The sequence below is a fragment of the Pseudoduganella sp. OTU4001 genome (assembly GCF_038440195.1).
Taxonomy (GTDB): domain Bacteria; phylum Pseudomonadota; class Gammaproteobacteria; order Burkholderiales; family Burkholderiaceae_D; genus Rugamonas.
The window spans coordinates 97,591-117,863 of sequence record NZ_JASATG010000009.1; the positions used below are offsets into that span (position 1 = coordinate 97,591).

Consider the following 20,273-nt stretch of genomic DNA (forward strand, 5'->3'; position numbering starts at 1 on the left):
GCGGCCATGGCCCGGCTTTAGCCGATCACAAACAGTGGCTGGCCGAATTCGACCGGTTGGCCGTTCTCGACCAGGATCTGGGTAATCACGCCGCCCTTGTCGGCGTCGATTTCGTTCAGCAGCTTCATCGCTTCGATGATGCAGAGGGTGTCGCCTTCTTTCACGGTGGCGCCCACTTCAACGAAAGCTGGGTTGCCCGGAGCGGAAGCGCGGTAGAAGGTGCCCACCATCGGGGACTTCACAACGTGGCCGGTTGGCTCGGCGGCGGCTGGCGCTGCTGCGGCGGCTGGAGCGGCGACCGGTGCGGCGACTGGAGCGGCGGCTGGCGCGTAGTGGGTTGGCACTTGCGGCGGCATCATCATGACGTGGTTTTGTGCCACGCCACCGGATTTGACGATGCGTACTTTGCTCTCGCCCTCGGTCACTTCCAGTTCAGCGATGTCCGACTCTGCTACCAGGTCGATCAGCGTCTTCAGCTTGCGTAGATCCATGTTGTTGGCTCCCTGTGTCTATCTTGTTATGTTGATGGTTTCAGCGATGCTGCCTTGTGGGCGGCGTCGCCTTAGGTGCGCGCGGTCGCGTAGTCGATGGCGAGACGGTATCCCTCGATACCAAGCCCGCAGATCGTCCCCTGTGCGATTGCGCTGAGATAGGAATGGTGGCGGAACTCTTCCCGCCGATAAATATTCGAAATGTGTACTTCAATAAAAGGGATCGCTACGCCTGCCAATGCATCGCGCAACGCGACGCTGGTGTGGGTGTAGCCACCCGGGTTGATGACGATGAAATCCACGCCCTCGGTTCGGGCCGCGTGGATGCGGTCAATCAACGCTCCTTCGTGGTTACTTTGGTAACAGGCAAGCTGCGCACCGGCTGCTTTGGCTTGTGCCTGCGCCGCCTGTTCGATGTCTGCCAGCGTGCTGGCGCCATACGTTTCAGGCTCGCGCGTCCCCAACAAATTCAGGTTGGGGCCATTAAGAAGCAGCAGGTTCTTTGCCATGATTCCCTGACCATTTTCCGCGAAAGTTCCGCATTTTGCCGCCAACTCCGAGCATTGGCAAGAGAAAATAACTTCGCGGGAGGTAATAGAACGGTCGTGCTGGACTAGTTTATGGTGGCTAAGTCCGCCTTCAGGTCATCAAATTTCAGGCGTGCCAGGTAGGTTTTCTTCACTGTACCGTCAGCGCCGATCAGGACGGTAAAGGGCAGGCCGCCCTGGGTGTTGCCAAATTGACGCGCCAGTTCCGTACCGCTCATGCCGGCCACGTAGATGGGGTAGGCGACTTTCACTTTTTGTGTGAATTCTGCAATATTCGACGGCGAATCGATGCCGATGCCGATGATCTGGATTTTCTTGCCCAGCTCGGATTTTTGCAATTCAGACAATTCCGGCATCTCTTCCACGCACGGGTTGCACCACGGCGCCCAGAAGTTCACCAGCAGTGCTTTGCCTTGCCATTTCGACAGTGCTTCCTTCTCGCCTTTCTCATTTGGCAAGGTCTCCTTCAGCATGGCGGCGACCGGGCCGCTCACGCCGGCGGGTGCGGTGGTGGTGATCGGAGCGGGAGTTTGTTTGGTGTGGATGCCGTACCAGGCGCCGGCGCCGGCAAACAAAATGGCGGCGACGGCGTAAATCAGGTTCTTTTTCATTGTTGCGATGGGTGGCTACTGTTAGTAAGGATGCTACGCAGTTCGGCAATATCGGCACGCAGCAGCTTGTCGCCGCTCTTCTTTTTCGCGCCGCGCATATCGTCCTGCTCATAGAGTTCGACGTGTACGCCTTCGTTCTTCCACATGAAGCTGACGGTTTCGACATCTTCATAGCGCGGGCCACGGAAGTGGGGCGATTGCGAGATCTCGATCTGCAGGTTCTTGTTCAATAAATAAATCTGTACTTCCTTGGCGCTGTCCACGAAGACCTGCAGGTGGATGTCGTCGTGCCAGCCCGCGGTACCCTGCAGGACGGAGCCGGTCAGGAACGGCTGGTATTGTTCCAGCATTTCCATCACCTGCAAAGCCACCATGCGCAGGCGGAATATACGCGCGGGGTGGGTGTCGGCATTGTATAAAGCGTGGTATAGGCGGACTTCTTCCTCGATCTGCTCGTTATCGGGCAGGATGTCGGTCAGATCGCGCGCCTGCGCCTCGCCCAAGATCTGGCGCGCCGCCTTGCGTTTGGCGCTGCCGTAGTCGGCCCCGTCTTGCGCGATCATGCGGGCGGCGGCAGCGGCGATGGAGGTTTTCACTTCGGTGTTCATGTTTGCATCATACCTAAAACCGGTAAAGCGGGGTCTGACGGGACGGCCATCCGGCAAGGGTCAGACCCAGGTTTACCGGTTTTAATCAGGTAAAATCCCGTTCTTGATTCTTTTCTATCCAAACCATGCACATCCACATCCTCGGCATCTGCGGCACCTTCATGGGCGGACTTGCCGTCCTGGCAAAAGAAGCCGGCCATCGCGTAACGGGTTGCGACGCCAACGTCTACCCCCCGATGAGCACCCAGCTGGAAGCCCAGGGTATTGAGCTGATCCAGGGCTTCGGCCCCGAGCAGGTAGAACTGAACCCCGATTTATACGTGATCGGCAACGTGGTCTCGCGCGGCAATCCCCTGATCGAAGAGATCATGAACCGCAACCTGCCGATGATCTCCGGCCCGCAGTGGATCGGCGACCACATCCTCAAAGACAAATGGGTGCTGGCCGTCGCCGGCACGCACGGCAAGACCACCACCTCCGCCATGGTGGCCTGGATCCTGGAACACGCCGGCTACGCCCCCGGCTTCCTGATCGGCGGCATCCCGCAGAACTTCGGCATCTCCGCCCGCCTCACCGGCCCCGGCGCCGACTCCGAATTCTTCGTGATCGAAGCCGACGAATACGACACCGCCTTCTTCGACAAGCGAAGCAAGTTCGTGCACTACCACGCCAAGACGGCCATCCTGAACAACCTGGAATACGACCACGCCGACATCTTCCCCGACATCGGCGCCATCGAAACCCAGTTCCACCACCTGGTGCGCACCGTGCCCGGCATCGGCCGCGTGATCGCCAATGCCGATGAAGCCAGCCTGCAGCGCGTGCTGAAACGCGGCTGCTGGAGCGAGAAGGAAACCTTCGGCAGTGCGGAAGGCGCCGACTGGGCCATGACCGAGCACGCCGACGGCAGCTTCGACGTCATCTTCAAAGGCGAGAAAGCCGCCACCGTGAACTGGCAGCTGACCGGCAAACATAACCGCTCCAACGCCCTGGCCGCAATTGCCGCCGCCCGCCACGTCGGCGTGCCGAGCGAGATCGCCGCCAAGGCGCTGGAAAGCTTCCAGAGCGTCAAGCGCCGCATGGAAGTGCGCGGCACCGTCAACGGCGTCACCGTCTATGACGACTTCGCCCACCATCCGACCGCGATTGAAACCACCGTCGGCGGCCTGCGCCAGAAGCTGCGCGGCACCGGCGCCGCGGGACGCATCCTGGCCGTGCTGGAGCCGCGCTCCAACACCATGAAGCTGGGCACCATGAAAGACGCGCTGCCCGGCAGCCTGAAAGAGGCCGACCTGGTGTTCGGCTTCGGCAGCGAAAAAGCCCTGGGCTGGAAGCTGGGCGATGCGCTGAAGACTATGGGCGACATCGCCTCCGCCTACGACGACCTGGACGTGATGGTGCAGGCCATCGTCGCAGCGGCCAAGCCGGGCGACCATATTATTGTGATGAGCAACGGCGGCTTCGGCGGCGTCCACCAGAAATTGCTGGAGGCCCTGAAGTAATGATTTTGTACCTGCATGGCTTCCGTTCCTCGCCGTCTTCGATGAAGGCGCGGGTGACGGGGCAGCGCATGGCCGAACTTGGCCGCGCGGCGGAGTTCATCTGCCCGCAGCTGCCGGCCAGCCCCAAGCTGGCGATGGAACTGGCCTTCGGCCTGGTGGCCGGCATCGCGCCGCACGAGCTGACCATCGTCGGCTCCTCCCTGGGCGGCTACTACGCCACCTGGATGGCCGAAAAGCTTGGCTGCCGCGCCGTCCTGCTGAACCCCGCCGTGGTGCCGATGCTCGACCTGGATAAGCACGTCGGCGTCACCACCGCCTACCACTCGGACGAACCGTTCGAATTCAAGCGTGAATATATAGAGGAACTGCGCGCGCTGGCCGTGCCCCGGGTGACGCAGCCCGAGCGCTACTTCCTGATCGCCTGCACCGGCGACGAAGTGCTGGACTACCGCGACATGGTGGCCCACTACGCCGGCGCCAAACAGAAGGTAGTGCAGGGCAGCGACCACGCCATCAGCGAATACGCCGACTACCTCGGCGAAGTCCTCGCGTTCTGCAGCGTCACCGGCGAGGCGCGATGAAAGGTCAATCGCTGCGCCAGGCCAACTGGCACGGTCACGTGCTCGCGACGAACGCCCCGCATCCTTACCGCCACTGGCTGACCGGCGGCGGCTCGCTGACCAATAAACTGAAGGCGCATAGCCAGGCGTTCCGTGTGCAGCTGCTGCACCAGGACACCGCCATCTGCCTGGCCGACGAAGCCAATGCCATCGGCTACCACCGTCCCGGCCGGGTCTGGGAGCGCGAGGTTTTGCTGCGGTGTGATAATACGCCTGTCGTCTTCGCCCACACCGTGGTGCCGATGTCGGCCGACGCCTCCGACTGGCCGCTGTTCAGCGCCCTGGGCGAACGCTCGCTCGGCAGTACGCTGTTCGGCGACCCGCAAGTGCGGCGCGGCGAACTGCAATATGCGCGTTTGCGCGCGACTCATCCGCTGGCCCTGCGTGCCCGCGCCGCCCTGGCGGCGCAAGGCGCCGAAGTCCCGGCGGATGCTTTACTGTATGCACGGCGCTGCCTGTACCAGCGCCACGAAGGAACTTTGCTTGTGACCGAGGTCTTCCTGCCCCCGGTGCTCAAGCTCCACAGGAACAACGTTAAATGAATGTATTTTTTGAAGAATCCGGCGATTTCAAAGTAGGCAGCGTGCTGTCGCAAGCAGGCGAGGCTTACCAGGTTGAAATGGCCAGCGGCAAGCGCAACAAGGTCAAAGCCAAGGACGTGATGCTGCAGTTCGACAAGCCGTCCCCGGCTGAGCTGCTGGAACAGGCCAAGGCCATCGCCGCCGACGTTGACCTCGACTTCCTGTGGGAAGTGGCGGGCGAAGAGGAATTCGGTTTCGCCGAGCTGGGCGCCGAGTACTTCGGCCATGCCCCGACGCCGGCGGAAGCGGCCGGCCTGATCCTGAGCCTGCATTCCGCGCCGATCTACTTCCATAAAAAGGGCCGTGGCCGCTATAAGAAAGCACCGGAGCAGACCCTGAAGGCGGCGCTGGCCGGTATCGAGAAGAAGAAGCAGCAAGCCATCATCCAGGGCCAGTATGCCGAGGAGCTGAAGGCGGGCACCCTGCCGGCCTCGATGCAGAACATCGTCAACCAGCTGCTGTTCAAGCCGGACAAGAACACCATCGAATACAAGGCGCTGGAGCAGGCCGCCAACGAGGCCCACACCACGCCCGCGCGCCTGATGCTGTCCACCGGCGGCATCAAGTCGCCGAAAGACCTGCACATGTCGAAGTTCCTGTTCGAGAACTTCCCGAAAGGCCACGGCTTCCCTGAGCTTCCGGTGCCTGCCGCGCCGGCCGGCCTGCCGCTGGCAGCGGTGGAGGCGTTCTCGATCGACGACGTCACCACCACTGAAATCGACGACGCTTTCTCCGTGGTGCACCAGCCGGATGGCAAGGTGCGCGTCGGTATCCACATCGCGGCCCCGGGCCTGGGTATCAAGCCGGACGACGCCATCGACAAGATCGCGCGCGGCCGCATGTCCACCGTGTATATGCCGGGCGACAAGATCACCATGCTGCCGGACAGCATCGTCGACGCCTTCACCCTGGCCGAAGGCAAGACCTGCCCGGCGCTGTCGCTGTACGCTTTGCTGGACCCGGCCGACTGGAGTGTGATCTCCACCGAGACCAAGGCCGAGCTGGTACCGATCGCCAACAACCTGCGCCACAACACCCTGGACGAGCTGGTCAACGAAGAAACCCTGGCCAGCGGCGAGGGCGATTACCCGCGCAAGGCCGAACTGACCTTGCTGTGGGGCTGGGCCCAGCACCTGGAAGCCGGCCGCATGGTCAAACGCGAGGCGTTCGGCCTGAAGCCGGAGCAAAACAACCGTGTCGACTTCAACTTCTATGTGGAAGACGACGTGGTCACGATTTCCCGCCGCAAGCGCGGCGCGCCGCTGGACAAGATCGTCGCCGAGCTGATGATCTTCGCCAACAGCACCTGGGGCAAGCTGATGCACGACCATGGCGTGCCGGGTATTTACCGTACCCAGGGCCAGGGCGTGGGCGGCTGGGCCGCCAAGATGCAGGTGCGCATGATGACGCAGGCGGCGCCGCACCAGGGCCTGGGCGTGGACCAGTACGCGTGGTCGACCTCGCCGCTGCGCCGTTACACCGATCTGGTGAACCAGTGGCAGATCCTGGCCTGCGCCTCGCATGGCGTGACTGCGCCGATGGTGGCCCCGTTCAAGCACAAGGACGCCAACCTGTTCGCGATCGTGTCCGCGTTCGATGCGGCGTATGCGGCGTATGCGGACTTCCAGTCGAATATGGAGCGCTACTGGTGCTTGCGCTGGCTGGGGCAGGAGGATGCCAAGGCCGTTGAAGCGGTGGTGCTCAAGGATGAAGTGCTGCGCTTGGCCGAGATTCCGCTGATCGTGCGCCTGCCGGGCATGCCGGCTGTTGCGCGCGGTGCACATGTGAAGCTCGATATTTTGCGCTGGGATGAGGTGGATTTGACCATCGAAACCAGGCTGCAGGAGGGTTCGATTACCCTGCCGGCCGAGCCTGAGCCGGAGCTCGATGAGGAGGAGGCGCCAGCCGATCCGGCCCAGCCTACCGAGGTGGATGCGGAGGAGGCTGCGCTGGCCAGCGAAACGGTCGTTACCGAGCCGGGGCCGCAGTAACCCCGGTTTACCGGTTTGACGTAGAATGCAGATTCCCAAAAGCATCATCCAGAAATCCAGCGCGTGAAGTATTTCAAAGAAAACCAGTTCCTTGTCATCGCCACCGCCGTATCGGTCGCGGTGCACGCCGCGGCGCTGATGGTGCATTTCGTCGCCCCCAAAGCCTTCAAGGTAGAGCCAACCGACCCCGGCCTGGAAGTCATCCTGGTCAACGCCAAGCACTCTTCCAAGCCGCTGAAGGCCGACGCCCTGGCCCAGGCCAACCTGGATGGCGGCGGTAACGCCGACGCCGGCCGCGCCAAATCCCCGCTGCCCGACATGCGCCGCATGGACACCGGCGAGAGCATCAAAGCTTCCCAGCGCTACATGCAGGAGCTCGAAGAGCGCCAGAAAAACCTCCTGACCCAGCTGAAAAAGAGCCCGCTGTCCGCCCCGCCTGTGACGGAAAAGAAACAAACCGACCCACAGCGTACCGGTGCCGACCTGATCGAAAGCAGCAAGGCCATCGCCCGCATGGAAGCGGAAATCACGCAAACCATCGAGGACCAGAACAAGCGCCCGAAAAAGACCATGATCACGCCGAGCACGCGTGAAGTGGGCTACGCGATGTACTACAAGACCTTCCAGCGCCGCGTGGAAGAAATCGGCACCCTGAATTTCCCGCAGAAGAACGGCAAGAAGATGTACGGCGAACTGGTGCTGTACATCCCGATCTTCATGGACGGCACCATCTATATGAAAGAGGGCGGCATCCGCGTCGAACGCAGCTCCGGCAACCAGGCACTGGACGAAGCGGCGATGAATATCGTGCGCCGCTCGGCCCCGTTCGGCAAATTCCCGCCGAATATGCTGTCCCATGAACGCGACGACCTGTGGGTCATCATCACCACGTTCAAGTTCACGCGCGAGGAAAAGATGGAAGCCAACCTGACCGGCGGCGCGCAGTAAATGGATAAATATTGCGTCTTCGGCAACCCGATTGCCCACAGCAAATCGCCCGAAATCCACGCCGCCTATGCGGCACAAACGGGCCAGCAACTGACCTACGAGAAGTGGCTGGCGCCGCTGGACGGATTTGCCGCCGCTGTGCAAGCCTTTATCGCCGCCGGCGGCAAAGGCGCCAACGTCACCGTCCCCTTCAAGCTGGAAGCGCATAAGCTGGCCAGCGCCCTGACCGTGCGCGCCCAGGCGGCCGGCGCCGTCAACACCCTGGTGTTCGGCGACGATGGCAGCATCACCGGCGACAATACCGACGGCGCCGGCCTCGTGACCGACATCGTGCAGAACGCCGGCGTGCCGATCACCGGCAAGCGCGTCCTGCTGCTGGGCGCCGGCGGCGCCGCACGCGGCGTCGTGCTGCCGATCCTGGAACACCGTCCCGCCGCACTGGTGATCGCCAACCGCACCGTCGCCACCGCCGAAGCGCTGGTTGAACAATTCGGCGCCCTGGCCGGTCCCGGCGTGCTGTCCGCCTGCGGCTACGCCGAAGTGCAGGGCGCTTACGACATCATCATCAACGCCACTTCGGCCAGCCTGAGCGCCGACCTGCCGCCGGTGCCGGCCAGCGTGTTCGCACCCGGCGCGCTGGCGCTGGACATGATGTACGGCGCCCAGCCGACAGTCTTCATGCAGTTCGCCGCCAGCCACGGCGCCGTGGCGCGCGACGGCCTGGGCATGCTGGTCGAGCAAGCCGCTGAAGCGTTCGAAGTCTGGCGCGGCGTGCGCCCGCAGACGGCGGGCGTGCTGCAGCAGCTGCGTGCCAAGCTATGATCAAGAAGCTGAAGTGGTTCATCATCGTTCCGGTCGCGATCTTCCTCGCGGTGCAGCTGTATTTCTTTGTGCAGATCTGGTGGTGGGTGGACCATAACCCGACCATGACCGCCTTCATGCGCGAGCAGCAGGATGCCATGCAGGAGAAGGACCCGAAGGCGCGCGTCAAGCAGATGTGGGTGGACTATAACGCCATCTCGCCCAACCTGAAGCGGGCCATCATCGCTTCGGAAGACGCCAATTTCGCCGACCATGAGGGCGTGGATTGGGATGCGATCCAGAAGGCGTATGAACACAACCAGAAAAAGAAGAAGGGCAAGAAGGTGCACGGCGGCTCGACCCTGACGCAGCAGCTGGCCAAGAACCTGTTCCTGTCCGGCTCGCGCAGCTACCTGCGCAAGGGGCAGGAGCTGATCATCACCTATATGCTGGAAATGCTGATGGATAAGCGCCGCATTTTCGAGATCTATCTGAATGTGGCGGAATTCGGGCGCGGCATTTATGGTGCGGAGGCGGCGGCGCGGCATTATTATCGGATTCCGGCCTCCAGGCTGGGGGCGGAGCAGGCGGCCAGGCTGGCCGTCATGCTGCCACGGCCAAAATACTTTGATGCCCATCGCGAGTCGGCCTATCTGGCGCGCCGCACCGGCATCATCATGCAACGGATGAATTCAGCGGAGCTGCCATGAAGCGACAGAACGGAATCAGTTTGATTGCGGTGGTGCTGATCATGGGCATGCTGGGGGCGGCAGCGGTGTTTGCGCTGATCTCGATGCGGCAGGAGCGCAACCTGTTTGCCGAGGGGCTGGATAAGGCCAAGGCCAGGGCGGCCGATGTGGCGGCGCCGGTGGCCACGCCGGCGGCACCGCTGCGCAAGTGTGTCATTAATGGCAAGACGGTGATTTCCAATACCGAGTGCGCGGAGCAGGGCAAGGTTATCCAGGTGCACGAGACGCGGGGAATCGAAGCGCCGAAGGCGCCGCCAAAGCCGGCTCCAGAGGCGCCGCAAGGGGCCACCGACCGCGCCATCGAGCGCGCAACCCGCTAAACGCGGTGACACGCGGCGGGAACACACTGGGGTCTGACCCCGCCTTACCGGGTTTAAAAAAATGCATCCCAAGGGCTGGCAGCGGCCCCCCCTTTGCGGGTACACTTGCGAAGTTTTTTAGAACCCGCGCTCTACCCACCCTGTCCGGCTGAGATTGCCTATGATCAATGTTTTCGTTTTACAAAATGGCCGGCTCAACCAGGTGCCTATTGAGACGCGCGAAGACCTTGAGCAAGCGGCACCGGTCTGGGTCGACCTGACCGATCCAACCGAAGACGAACGCGCCTGGGTCAAATCGATCTACGGCGTCATCCTGCCCGGCGAAGACGAAGTCAAGGACATCGAAGCCTCCGCCCGTTACTACGAAGCGGAAAACGGCGACCTCCACCTGCGTACCGATTTCCTGCTGGAAGAAGACGAAGGCCCATCGCGCGTGGTCACGGTGGCGTTCATCCTGGCCAAGAAAATGCTGTTCTCGGTGCACACCGACGACCTGCCGGTGTTCCGCCTGGTGCGCATGCGCGCGCGTTCGCGTCCCGGCTCGATCGCCGATTATATGGACGTGCTGCTGGACCTGTACGCCACCGACGCCGAGTACTCGGCGGACGCCCTGGAAGGCATCTACCAGAAACTGGAAGAAGTCTCGGGCCGCGTGCTGCAGGAAGAATTCACCGACCGCGACGCGGCCGACGCCCTGAGCGCGATCGCCCACGAGGAAGACTTGAACGGCCGTATCCGCCGCAACATGATGGACACCCGCCGCGCGGTATCGTTCCTGATGCGCGGCCGCCTGCTGAATTCCGACCAGTTTGAAGAGGCGCGCCAGATCCTGCGCGATATCGAATCGCTGGACGGCCACACCTCCTTCCTGTTCGACAAGATCAACTTCCTGATGGATGCCACCGTCGGCTTCATCAACATTAACCAGAATAAGATCATCAAGATCTTCTCGGTGGCCTCGGTCGCCTTCCTACCGCCGACCCTGATCGCCTCGGTGTACGGCATGAACTTCGACTTCATGCCGGAGCTGAAGTGGAGCCTGGGCTACCCATGGGCCTGGGGCCTGATGGTGGTCAGCGCCGCCGCTCCGCTGATGTACTTCCGCCGCCGCGGCTGGCTACGTTAAATGAAACACGCCCAGGCTGCCGACTATCGTCCTGATATCGATGGCCTGCGGGCGCTGGCCGTCCTTGCCGTCATTATTTTCCACCTGCGGGCGGAATGGCTGCCCGGCGGCTTTGCCGGCGTCGACATCTTCTTCGTCATTTCCGGCTACCTGATTACGCGCCACATCCTGCAGGAACTGCGCGCCGGCGCCTTCTCGCTGGCGGAGTTCTACCGCCGCCGCATCAAGCGCATCGCACCGGCCATGCTGGTGGTGGTGGGCGCCACGCTGGCCCTGTCCACCGTGCTGATGCTGCCGGAGGACGTGCGCACCACGGCCAAATCGGCGGTCTGGTCGCTGGCCTCGCTGGCTAATTTCTTTTTCTGCTTTGAAAAGGACAGCGGCTATTTCGCCGGTGGCAACGAGAACTATCCGCTGCTCCACCTGTGGTCGCTTGGGGTCGAAGAGCAGTTCTACCTGCTGTGGCCGCTGCTGCTGATGGCCTGGCGGCCGCGCAGCAAGCAAGCCTACCTGCTGGTGGCCGGCGTGCTGGCCGCCGCCTCCTTCCTCGGCGCCGAATGGCTGGCCGGGGAGCAGAAGGACCTGGCCTATTTCATGTTGCCGACGCGCGGCGGCGAGCTGCTGGTTGGCGCCATGCTGGCCTGGCCGGGAAGCGGCGCGGACAGCGCCTGGCGCCCGCGCTTGGCCGCTGCCGCCGCCTTGCTGGGCGCCGGCCTGATCGCCTGGTCGCTGCTGCATTTGTCCAAGACCGCCCACTTCCCGGGCTTGCTGGCGCTGCCGCCCACCATCGGCGCGGCCTTGCTGATCCAGGCCGGCCGCAGCCGCTATGCCGGCATCGGCCTGTTCGAGCACCGCCTGCCGGTGGCGATCGGCAAAGTATCGTATTCCGCTTACCTGTGGCATTGGCCCCTGATCGCACTGTGGCAATACGGCTATGGCGAACCGGGGCTGCTGGCGTCGGCGCTGCTGGTGGCGCTCACCTTTGCGCTGGCGGCGCTCAGCTACCGCTGGGTGGAGGTGCCGGCCCGCCGCTCCGGCGCGCGCTTCCTGCCGCTGGCATGGCGCCAGTTCGTACTGCCCGGCGGCGCGCTTGGCCTGGTGGCCTTGGCGCTGGTGTACGGCACGCGGATCTGGCCCGGCATGCTGGAAACCACCTACCGCAAGGAGCTGGCGCGCCTCTACGAATTCTACGAGCCCGCCCTCCTGCAGCCTTATGTCTGCCACCGCCAGCGTTTGAGCGAGACCGATATCGCCAACGCCCAATGCGTGCTGGGCGACGGCGCACAGCCGGTCAGGGGCCTGCTGTGGGGCGACTCCAATGCCGCCCACTACATTGGCGTGCTGGGTGAATTCGCCAAGCACGGCGATCTGAGCTTCCGCAATATGGTGGTCGGCTCCTGCCCGCCGCTGCTGCGCGACCCGGAAGGTTTTGTCGAAGCGCGCCGCCTGAAAGATTGCCGCAGCTCGCTGCAGCTGGTGTGGCGCGAGCTGGCGCATTATGACGTGGTGATCCTGGGCGGCTCCTGGCCGAATTACCAGGCCCGCTCGCCGCAATTCCTGGACGCGCTGAAAGCCACCGTGACGGAGCTGACGGGGCAGGGCAAGCGCGTGATCCTGCTCGGCAAGGTGCCGGAAGTGCCGGGCGTACGCCGTGGTTGCCCGATGAAGGCGCTGACCTATCCGGCACTGGATTGCCGCCCATCGGGCGCCGCGATCAAGCCGGAAATTGCCGCCGTCAACGACTACCTGCGCGAACTGGCGCGGCAGGACAGCAAGGTGTCCTATTTCGATGCCAACGACTACCTGTGCGCCAACGGCTTCTGCCAGGCCAGCGAACCCGACGGCAGCCTGCGCTACGTCGACACCAGCCACCTGACCATGCTCTACTCCTGGCGCCTGGGACGCCGCATCTACGACGCCGAAGGCGTGCCCGCCATCTTCCGCCACAACTAGCGGTACCCCAGCGATTGAGCTTGACTGTACCGCGCGCCACGCTTTGTGTAGCACAGCTTGACAGCAAGGTTACACCGTAACATTCTTGCGTTTCACAATTTACTTTTGGAGGGCGCAATGACTGAGGTCGGATTGTCCCCCTCATCGCAAGCGATGCTGGCGTTGCGCGACCAGGTGATTGAAGCCTGGTGCCGGCTGGCGCGGGGGACCCTGGGCAAGGCCGGCGACCTGCCCGAGCCTATCCTTCTGAATACCCTGCCGACCTTTTACGAACGTTTGGCGCGCCTGCTGACGGAGCAGTATTACCATGCCGGCGGCGTCGACGTGGCGGTCATCGCCCAGGAGCATGGCGGCGAACGCGCGCGCCTGAGCGGCTACGACACCACCACCCTGATCCGCGAGTACCAGCTGTTCCGGCAGGTGCTGTTCAAGATGCTGCACCAGGGCGGCGTGGTGCTGACCCACGAGCAGCGCGAAGCGATTGCCACCTCGATCGACAGCGCCATCCGCGAAAGCGTGACCGCCTTCGCCCTGATCCAGTCGGCGCTGCGCGAACAGTTCATTGCCGCCCTCACGCACGACCTGCGCACGCCCTTATCGACGGTGAGCGTGGCGGCACAGGTGCTCGAGAGTAAGGCGCCCAATGAGGAAGTGCGCAAGCTGGCCGAGCGCATCGTCGCCAATGCGCAGCGCATCGAAGCCATGACGCGCGACCTGCTCGATTGCATGGTGTTCGAAGTCGGCGAGCGCCTGCCCCTGCACATCGAGGAATTCGACCTGGCCTTGCTGGCCTATGAAGTGGCGCAGCAGACCATGGACCATAGCAATGCCAGGGTGCAGATTGAATTTGAGTCGGTGGTGGGGCACTGGTGCCGCGCTTCGCTGCAGCGCGCGCTGGAGAACCTGATGGGCAATGCCATCAAATACAGCGCGCCCGGCACGCCGATCCTGCTCAAGGTCAGCAGCAACGAATTGCGGGTGCAGCTGACCGTGCATAACGAAGGCGACCCGATTCCGCCGGAAGAGCTGGAGTCGATCTTCCAGGTCTACCGCCGCGCGCGGCACGGCAAATGCACCAAGGATGGCTGGGGCGTCGGCTTGCCGTATGCGCGCCGCGTGGCGGAAAGCCACGGCGGCAGCATCATCGTCACCAGTACGGAGGCGGAGGGCACCACCTTCATGATCGACGTCCCGATGGACGCGCGGCCTTTCAGCAACGCGCCGGTTGCTCCTTAGAGGGTAGCGAAGACCTTCTTGGCAGCTGCGATGGTGGCATCGATCACGGCTTCGTCGTGCTGGGCGCTGACGAAGCCGGCTTCGAAAGCGGCCGGGGCGAAGTAGACGCCTTCGTCCAGCATCTTGTGGAAGAACACGTTGAACTTCTCGCGGTCGCCGGCCATCATCTCGGCGTAGTTGTTGGGCGGGGTGGCGCTGAAGTACAGGCCGAACATGCCGCCTTCGGCATCGGCGCAGAAGGTCACGCCGGCTTCCTTGGCGGCGGCGGTCAGGCCGTCGGCCAGGCGGCGCGCGCTGCGTGCCAGGCCGTCGTAGAAGCCTGGCTGCTGGATCAGCTTGAGGGTGGTCATGCCGGCGGCCACGGCGACCGGGTTGCCGGACAGGGTGCCGGCCTGGTACACCGCGCCGACTGGCGACATCTTCGACATCAGTTCTTTCGAGCCGCCGAATGCCGCCACCGGCAGGCCGCCGCCGATCACCTTGCCCAGCGCGGTCAGGTCAGGCTTGATGCCGTACAGTTCCTGGGCGCCGCCCAGGCCGACGCGGAAGCCGCACATCACTTCGTCGAAGATCAGGATGGCGCCGTGCCTGGTGCACAGCTCGCGCAGGGCGCCCAGGAATTCCGGGGTGCCCTTGATCAGGTTCATATTGCCGGCCACCGGTTCCACGATGACGCAGGCGATTTCGGAACCGTACTGCTCGAAGGCGGCGCGGATCGCTGCCACATTGTTGTAGTCCAGCACCATGGTGTGCTTGACGAAGTCTTCCGGCACGCCGGCCGAGGTCGGGTTGCCGAAGGTGAGCAGGCCGCTGCCGGCCTTCACCAGCAGCGAGTCGGCGTGGCCGTGGTAGCAGCCTTCGAACTTGACGATCTTGTCGCGGCCGGTGGCGCCGCGCGCCAGGCGCAGGGCGCTCATGGTCGCTTCGGTGCCGGACGACACCAGGCGCACCTGTTCCAGCGACGGCACCAGGCGGCACAGTTCTTCCGCCATCTCGATTTCCGCTTCGGTCGGCGCGCCGAACGACAGGCCGCGCGTGGCGGCTTCCTGCACCGCCTTCACCACTTCAGGATGGGCGTGGCCGACAATCGCCGGGCCCCAGGAGCCGATGTAGTCGATATAGCGCTTGCCATCCGCATCCCAGAAGTACGGGCCTTCGGCGCGGGTGATGAAGCGCGGCGTGCCGCCCACCGAGCGGAAGGCGCGCACTGGCGAGTTGACGCCGCCCGGGGTGGATTTCTGGGCGCGTTCGAACAGGATGTCGTTTTTCGAAGTGGTCATGGTTTAAAGAATCGATTAGGGACAAAACGGCCCATGCCGTAACGCTGGGCATGGAGCAGGGTCTGGTAAGTGTATTGTTCGGCGCGTTCCACTGCCTCCGGTACCGGCAGGCCGTGCGCCAGCCAGGCGGCAATCGCGGCCGACAGGGTGCCGCCGGCGCCCACGAACGGGCCTGGCAGGTGCTGCCATTTATCGTGGCGCTGCACGCCTTCCGCGCTGTACAGGGTGTTGGCGCGCTGGCCGCCGCCGGCATTGGTGCCGGTCACCAGCACGTATTCGCAGCCCAGGTCGATCAGGTGCTCGGCATCGTCGGCCATGGTTTCGCCGTTGCCAAGGTCGCGCCAGGTTTCGGCCATGCGCGTCAGTTCCACCTCGGACAGCATCAGCAGCGTGCCCTGCGGCACCAGCAGCTGGCGCAGCACGGTCAGCAGCTCTTCGGGATCGTCCTCGTCGTCGGGCGGCGGCAGCTGGCTGCCGAAGGGATCAAGTACCAGCGGCGCGTCCGGATAGTCGGAGACGATTTCGGCGATGGTCGAGACATGTTCCAGGTGGTCCAGCGCGCCGACCTTGAAGGCTTGCACCGGCACGTCTTCCAGCACCATGCGGGCCTGGTCGGCCACCATGTCGGGATCGACGTGCTGCTGGTCCTCGACGCGCGCGCTGTCACCCACCAGCAGGGCGGTGGTGGCAGCCAGGCCGCGGCAGCCGAGGGCGTTGAACACTGCCAGGTCGGCATGCACGCCGACCGCGCCGACCGGGTCGGCCACGCCAAAGGTCAGGATCAGGGGAGAAGTTTGGTTTTGCACGGCGGGTAGATTAAGATACCTAATTCAGCATTTTACTTTATTAGAAGGTGACTCAACGTGAGCAGCATTGAACCAAGCCAGGAATTCCAAAGCTGGATGTGCCTGATCTGTGGCTGGATTTATGACGAAGCCGCCGGCCTGCCGGAAGAAGGCATCGCGCCTGGTACCCGCTGGGCCGACGTGCCCATGAACTGGACTTGCCCCGAATGCGGCGCGCGCAAGGATGATTTCGAGATGGTGGCCATCTGAAATTGCATTTCGACCAATTGAGTTTCCGTTAACCTAATAGGTGTTTCAAAGTAGTCATTTAAATAAGTGTTTCTTTTAAGCAGCAGTTGCCGCCACGGGCCAAATCCCTGTGCTATCGTAGCGAGACTATAGGGGAATGACTTTCAAATGACGCAAGGAACCGGACTGAAAATCATGGTGATCGACGATAGCAGCACCATCCGTCGCTCCGCCGAAATTTTCCTGACGCAAGCAGGCTACCAGGTAGTCCTGGCCGAGGACGGCTTCGATGCGCTAGCCAAGATCAACGACCACCAGCCGGCGCTGATCTTTTGCGACATCCTGATGCCGCGCCTGGACGGCTACCAGACCTGCGCGCTGATCAAGAAGAGCGCCAAGTTCCATTCCACCCCGGTGCTGATGCTCTCCTCCAAGGATGGCCTGTTCGACCGTGCGCGCGGCGCCATGGTCGGCTCGGCCGCCTACCTGACCAAACCCTTCACAAAAGATAGCTTGTTGGCTGCGGTGCGCGAGCACACGGCAGCCGCCAGCGCATAAAAATATATTGCATTACTAGAGGCAAAGCATGGCCATTCAACGAATCCTGATCGTCGACGACTCCCCAACCGAGCGTTACTACCTGACCGATATCCTGGTGCGCAGCGGTTTTACCGTCTCCACCGCTGAAAACGGCGAAGAAGCCCTGGCCAAGATCAAGGCCGACAAACCGCAACTGATCCTGATGGACGTGGTGATGCCTGGCCAGAACGGCTTCCAGGTCACGCGCGCCATCGCCAAGGACCCGGACCTGCAGGATGTGCCGATCATCATCTGCTCGTCCAAGAACCAGGAAACCGACCGCATCTGGGGCATGCGCCAGGGCGCCAAGGACTACCTGGTCAAGCCGGTCGATGCGGCCGAGCTGCTGGCCAAGATCGCCGCACTCGGTTAAGCGATGGCCACCGACCAGCAGGCGCCGACCGGCGCAGAACGCCGCAGCCGCCTGCGCCAGTACCAGGTGACGCTGCTCGAGCGCATGCAGGCCGCCAAGGCCGGCACCGGCAATGCCGGGCGCGAACTGGGGGTGCTGCTGGGCGGCCGGCGCTGCCTGCTGGACCTGACCCAGGTGGGCGAGATCGTGCCTTACCAGGCGGTGACGGCGGTGCCGCTGGCGCAGGACTGGTATCGCGGCCTGGCCAATATCCGTGGCAACCTGGTCGGCGTGGTCGACCTGGCGCGCTACATGGGCGAAACCGGCACCGTACCGGCGCCGGACAGCCGCCTGGTGACCTTTGCCGGCCACCTGGGCTTCAATTGCGCCATCCTGGCCAGCCGCGTGCTGGGCTTGCGCAACCTGGATGAAATGGTGGAGCAAGCGGCAGACGCTGGCGCGCCCCTGTGGGGCAGCCAACAATTCCATGACCGTGAATCGCAGCCGTGGACCAGGCTCGACCTGGCCGAACTGGCGCGCGAAGCACGGTTCCTGCAAATCGGCCTGTAACAGCGCACCGCCGGCGGCGGTCGCCAAAAAATCAAAAGCTATTGGGGGACGTAGTAATGGCATTTAAATTGTTCTCGCGCTCCGCACCGGAGTCCAGCGCAGAGCTGGGTTCCAATTCGGAGTTTTCCAGTTTCAGCCACTCGCAATACGGCAACACTACGGTGGCTGAACCGGCTGTCGAGCCGGAAACCGACGCTGCCACGGCCGAAGCGGCCGGCGGTGTGCGCGGCCTGCTGCAGCGCATGCGCAGCGGTGCGGTGGGCGAGAGCGCTGCCAACGTCAAGCTGCCCCTGATCGGCCACCTGCCCAGCCAGCGCCAACTGAGCCTGCTGACCACCACCCTCGGCGTGTCGATCATGCTGTCGGTGCTGTTCGTAGCCTGGAACGCCTACAACAGCGGGGTGGCCTCGACCCGTACCCAGATCGCGTCCGACGTGCTGATGCACTCGCAGCGTATCGGTAAGGCGGCGCCCAACGCGATTAAAGGCAATAAGGACGCTACCGCCCAGCTGGAAGATTCGCGCAGTGAACTGAACCGCGCCTTGCTGGTGCTGGCCGACGGCGGCCGCTATGCGGGCCGTTCCATCATTTCGGCGCCGGGCTCGGTGCTGCCGGTGCTGAACGAGGCGCGCAAGAAGTGGTCGGCCTCCGACAAGGCGGCCGCCACCATCGCCAAGTACAAGTGGGACCTGGCCGGTCTGGACGAAGTGCTGCAGAAACTGAACGCCATGTCGCCGGACCTGCTGTCGCTGACCGAGGAAGTGACGGCGGCGCGCCTGAAGCAGGGCGGCAGCGCGAAAGAACTGGCCGCGCTCGGCAAGCTGGGCATGCTGACCCAGCGCATGAGCCGCAGCGCCTCCAACTTCCTGACCGAGGGCGGCGTGTCGTCCTCCGAAACCGCGTTCCAGCTGGGCCGCGACGCCACCGTGTTCCGCCAGACCGTGGACGGTTTCCTGAGCGGCGGCGCGGGCTTGCCGGCCGTCACGGACGGCGAAACCCGCGAAAACCTGCTGGCGCTGAAAAAAGGTTTCGAAGACTACGACAAGCAGATCAAGTTCATTCTCGACCGTCTGGAAAAATTCTCGGCGGCGAAGGCCGGCGAACGCCTGCTGTTCGCGGAAAACGAACAAGTGCGCGCCAGCTTTGCCGCGCTGCAGGGCAAGCTGCGTGACGAACAGGACTCGTTGGGTGTCGCGTTCTGGTTGATGGTGGCCGGCCTGCTGATGACCCTGATCTCCGCGGCGGCGATCGGCCGCGTGCTGCTGCTCGATTCCCAGAACCGTGGCCGCGCTTCCGAGCGCCGCCGCCAGGAAGCGGAAGCCATGCGCCAGAAAGCGCAGCAGCAGGAAGAAGAAGCCAAGGCCATGAACGAGCAGAACCAGGCCGCGATTCTGCGCCTGATGAACGAACTGCAGGAAGTGGCGGACGGTGACTTGACCGTGCAGGCAACCGTGTCGGAAGACATTACCGGCGCGATTGCGGACTCGGTTAACTACACGGTGGAAGAACTGCGCGGCCTGGTGGGCCGCGTGACGGTGACGGCGGAGCAGGTTACCGCGGCATCGACCCACGCGCAGGGTATTTCGACCGACCTGCTGAATGCATCGCAGGCGCAGTCGAAGGAGATCCAGGAGGCATCCAATACCGTTGTGAAGATGGCCAACGAAATTACCGACGTGTCGCGCAGCGCGGCCGAATCGGCGGACGTGGCGCGCCAGTCGGTTGCGGCGGCACGCCAGGGTTCGACCGCGGTGCAGAACGCCATCAAGGGCATGGACGAAATCCGCGAGCAGATCCAGGAAACCTCGAAGCGCATCAAGCGCCTGGGTGAATCCTCGCAGGAGATCGGCGAGATTACCGAGCTGATTTCCGACATTACCGAGCAGACCAACGTGCTGGCGCTGAATGCGGCGATCCAGGCGGCATCGGCGGGTGAAGCTGGGCGCGGCTTCTCGGTGGTTGCGGAAGAGGTCCAGCGCCTGGCGGAACGTTCGGCCGAAGCGGCCAAGCAGATCGGCGCGCTGGTGAAAACCATTCAGACCGACACCCACGACGCGGTGGCGGCAATGGAAAAATCCACGCAGGGTGTGGTGGAGGGTGCCAAGCTGTCCGACGCTGCGGGTACTGCACTGAACGACATTTCGCAGGTTTCGGACCGCCTGGCGGAGCTGATCCAGGGCATTTCCTACGCAACCGGCATGCAGGCGACATCCGCCAACGGCGTTGCGCATAATATGCAGCACATTCTGCAGGTAACGCAGCAGACCCAGGATGGTACGCAGCAGACCGCGTCGTCGGTGCGTAAGCTGACCGTGCTGGCGCAGGAGCTGAAGAACTCCGTGTCGCGTTTCCGCATCTCCGCATAATTTATTG

General features: G+C 63.3%; 22 protein-coding genes. 16 read left to right on the top strand and 6 right to left on the bottom strand.

Annotation, left to right across the window (positions count from 1 at the left end):
- Positions 1-17: 17 nt before the first annotated feature.
- The 4 genes from accB to AAHE99_RS10745 form a co-directional block, all read right to left on the bottom strand.
- Positions 18-491 carry an acetyl-CoA carboxylase biotin carboxyl carrier protein gene (accB, locus tag AAHE99_RS10730; RefSeq protein WP_342117131.1) on the bottom strand — a complete coding sequence of 158 codons (474 nt, stop codon included), beginning with the start codon at positions 489-491 and terminating at the stop codon, positions 18-20.
- A gap of 71 nt (positions 492-562) precedes the next feature.
- A complete protein-coding gene (aroQ, locus tag AAHE99_RS10735; protein WP_342117133.1) occupies positions 563-1,000 on the bottom strand; it encodes a type II 3-dehydroquinate dehydratase in 438 nt (145 codons plus the stop codon).
- Between the two features lie 104 nt (positions 1,001-1,104).
- Complete coding sequence (locus tag AAHE99_RS10740; protein ID WP_342117135.1) at positions 1,105-1,650, bottom strand: TlpA family protein disulfide reductase; 546 nt, start codon at positions 1,648-1,650, stop codon at positions 1,105-1,107.
- The gene (locus AAHE99_RS10745) at positions 1,647-2,258 is read right to left on the bottom strand and encodes a hypothetical protein (RefSeq protein WP_342117137.1); all 612 of its coding nucleotides are present in this window, start codon (positions 2,256-2,258) and stop codon (positions 1,647-1,649) included. The genes AAHE99_RS10740 and AAHE99_RS10745 overlap by 4 nt, the downstream gene beginning before the upstream one ends.
- Positions 2,259-2,383: 125 nt before the next feature.
- Between AAHE99_RS10745 and mpl the strand changes: the two genes are divergently transcribed.
- The 11 genes from mpl to AAHE99_RS10800 all read left to right on the top strand — a co-directional run bounded on the left by mpl (position 2,384) and on the right by AAHE99_RS10800 (position 14,085).
- The gene (gene mpl / locus AAHE99_RS10750; protein ID WP_342117138.1) at positions 2,384-3,760 is read left to right on the top strand and encodes a UDP-N-acetylmuramate:L-alanyl-gamma-D-glutamyl-meso-diaminopimelate ligase; all 1,377 of its coding nucleotides are present in this window, start codon (positions 2,384-2,386) and stop codon (positions 3,758-3,760) included.
- Positions 3,760-4,341, top strand: coding sequence for a YqiA/YcfP family alpha/beta fold hydrolase (locus AAHE99_RS10755; RefSeq protein WP_342117139.1), 582 nt, complete (start codon positions 3,760-3,762; stop codon positions 4,339-4,341). Before mpl ends, AAHE99_RS10755 begins: the two co-directional genes overlap by 1 nt.
- On the top strand, positions 4,338-4,922 hold the full coding sequence (locus AAHE99_RS10760) for a chorismate--pyruvate lyase family protein (RefSeq protein WP_342117140.1): 585 nt from the start codon (positions 4,338-4,340) through the stop codon (positions 4,920-4,922). Before AAHE99_RS10755 ends, AAHE99_RS10760 begins: the two co-directional genes overlap by 4 nt.
- Positions 4,919-6,952, top strand: coding sequence for a ribonuclease catalytic domain-containing protein (locus tag AAHE99_RS10765; RefSeq protein WP_342117142.1), 2,034 nt, complete (start codon positions 4,919-4,921; stop codon positions 6,950-6,952). The genes AAHE99_RS10760 and AAHE99_RS10765 overlap by 4 nt, the downstream gene beginning before the upstream one ends.
- Positions 6,953-7,015: 63 nt before the next feature.
- Entirely contained in the window at positions 7,016-7,900 is an 885-nt protein-coding gene (locus tag AAHE99_RS10770) for a TonB C-terminal domain-containing protein (protein ID WP_342117144.1), read from the top strand.
- Positions 7,901-8,722, top strand: a complete 822-nt coding sequence (gene aroE / locus AAHE99_RS10775) for a shikimate dehydrogenase (protein WP_342117146.1) — start codon at positions 7,901-7,903, stop codon at positions 8,720-8,722. It begins immediately after the preceding gene.
- Positions 8,719-9,411, top strand: a complete 693-nt coding sequence (gene mtgA, locus AAHE99_RS10780; RefSeq protein WP_342117148.1) for a monofunctional biosynthetic peptidoglycan transglycosylase — start codon at positions 8,719-8,721, stop codon at positions 9,409-9,411. The genes aroE and mtgA overlap by 4 nt, the downstream gene beginning before the upstream one ends.
- A complete protein-coding gene (locus tag AAHE99_RS10785) occupies positions 9,408-9,770 on the top strand; it encodes a DUF4124 domain-containing protein (RefSeq protein ID WP_342117149.1) in 363 nt (120 codons plus the stop codon). Before mtgA ends, AAHE99_RS10785 begins: the two co-directional genes overlap by 4 nt.
- A gap of 160 nt (positions 9,771-9,930) precedes the next feature.
- Positions 9,931-10,896 carry a magnesium/cobalt transporter CorA gene (corA, locus tag AAHE99_RS10790; RefSeq protein ID WP_342117150.1) on the top strand — a complete coding sequence of 322 codons (966 nt, stop codon included), beginning with the start codon at positions 9,931-9,933 and terminating at the stop codon, positions 10,894-10,896.
- A complete protein-coding gene (locus AAHE99_RS10795) occupies positions 10,897-12,849 on the top strand; it encodes an acyltransferase family protein (protein WP_342117152.1) in 1,953 nt (650 codons plus the stop codon).
- 117 nt (positions 12,850-12,966) lie between these two features.
- Entirely contained in the window at positions 12,967-14,085 is a 1,119-nt protein-coding gene (locus tag AAHE99_RS10800) for a sensor histidine kinase (protein ID WP_342117154.1), read from the top strand.
- On the opposite strand, the gene hemL is transcribed toward AAHE99_RS10800, so the two are convergent.
- Together hemL and thiD are read right to left on the bottom strand one after the other, a co-directional pair.
- The gene (gene hemL / locus AAHE99_RS10805; protein ID WP_342117155.1) at positions 14,082-15,365 is read right to left on the bottom strand and encodes a glutamate-1-semialdehyde 2,1-aminomutase; all 1,284 of its coding nucleotides are present in this window, start codon (positions 15,363-15,365) and stop codon (positions 14,082-14,084) included. The two genes, AAHE99_RS10800 and hemL, sit on opposite strands and share 4 nt — an antisense overlap.
- Positions 15,362-16,171, bottom strand: a complete 810-nt coding sequence (thiD, locus tag AAHE99_RS10810; protein ID WP_342117156.1) for a bifunctional hydroxymethylpyrimidine kinase/phosphomethylpyrimidine kinase — start codon at positions 16,169-16,171, stop codon at positions 15,362-15,364. Before thiD ends, hemL begins: the two co-directional genes overlap by 4 nt.
- Before the next feature lie 96 nt (positions 16,172-16,267).
- Here thiD and AAHE99_RS10815 point away from each other — a divergent pair, with 96 nt between their 5' ends.
- From AAHE99_RS10815 to AAHE99_RS10835, 5 genes are all read left to right on the top strand, one after another.
- A complete protein-coding gene (locus tag AAHE99_RS10815; RefSeq protein ID WP_028104578.1) occupies positions 16,268-16,420 on the top strand; it encodes a rubredoxin in 153 nt (50 codons plus the stop codon).
- A 147-nt stretch (positions 16,421-16,567) separates the two neighbouring features.
- Complete coding sequence (locus AAHE99_RS10820; protein ID WP_342117158.1) at positions 16,568-16,957, top strand: response regulator; 390 nt, start codon at positions 16,568-16,570, stop codon at positions 16,955-16,957.
- Between the two features lie 28 nt (positions 16,958-16,985).
- On the top strand, positions 16,986-17,351 hold the full coding sequence (locus tag AAHE99_RS10825) for a response regulator transcription factor (RefSeq protein ID WP_342117159.1): 366 nt from the start codon (positions 16,986-16,988) through the stop codon (positions 17,349-17,351).
- A 3-nt stretch (positions 17,352-17,354) separates the two neighbouring features.
- Complete coding sequence (locus tag AAHE99_RS10830) at positions 17,355-17,900, top strand: chemotaxis protein CheW (protein WP_342117160.1); 546 nt, start codon at positions 17,355-17,357, stop codon at positions 17,898-17,900.
- A gap of 56 nt (positions 17,901-17,956) precedes the next feature.
- Complete coding sequence (locus AAHE99_RS10835) at positions 17,957-20,266, top strand: methyl-accepting chemotaxis protein (protein ID WP_342117161.1); 2,310 nt, start codon at positions 17,957-17,959, stop codon at positions 20,264-20,266.
- Positions 20,267-20,273 lie beyond the last annotated feature (7 nt).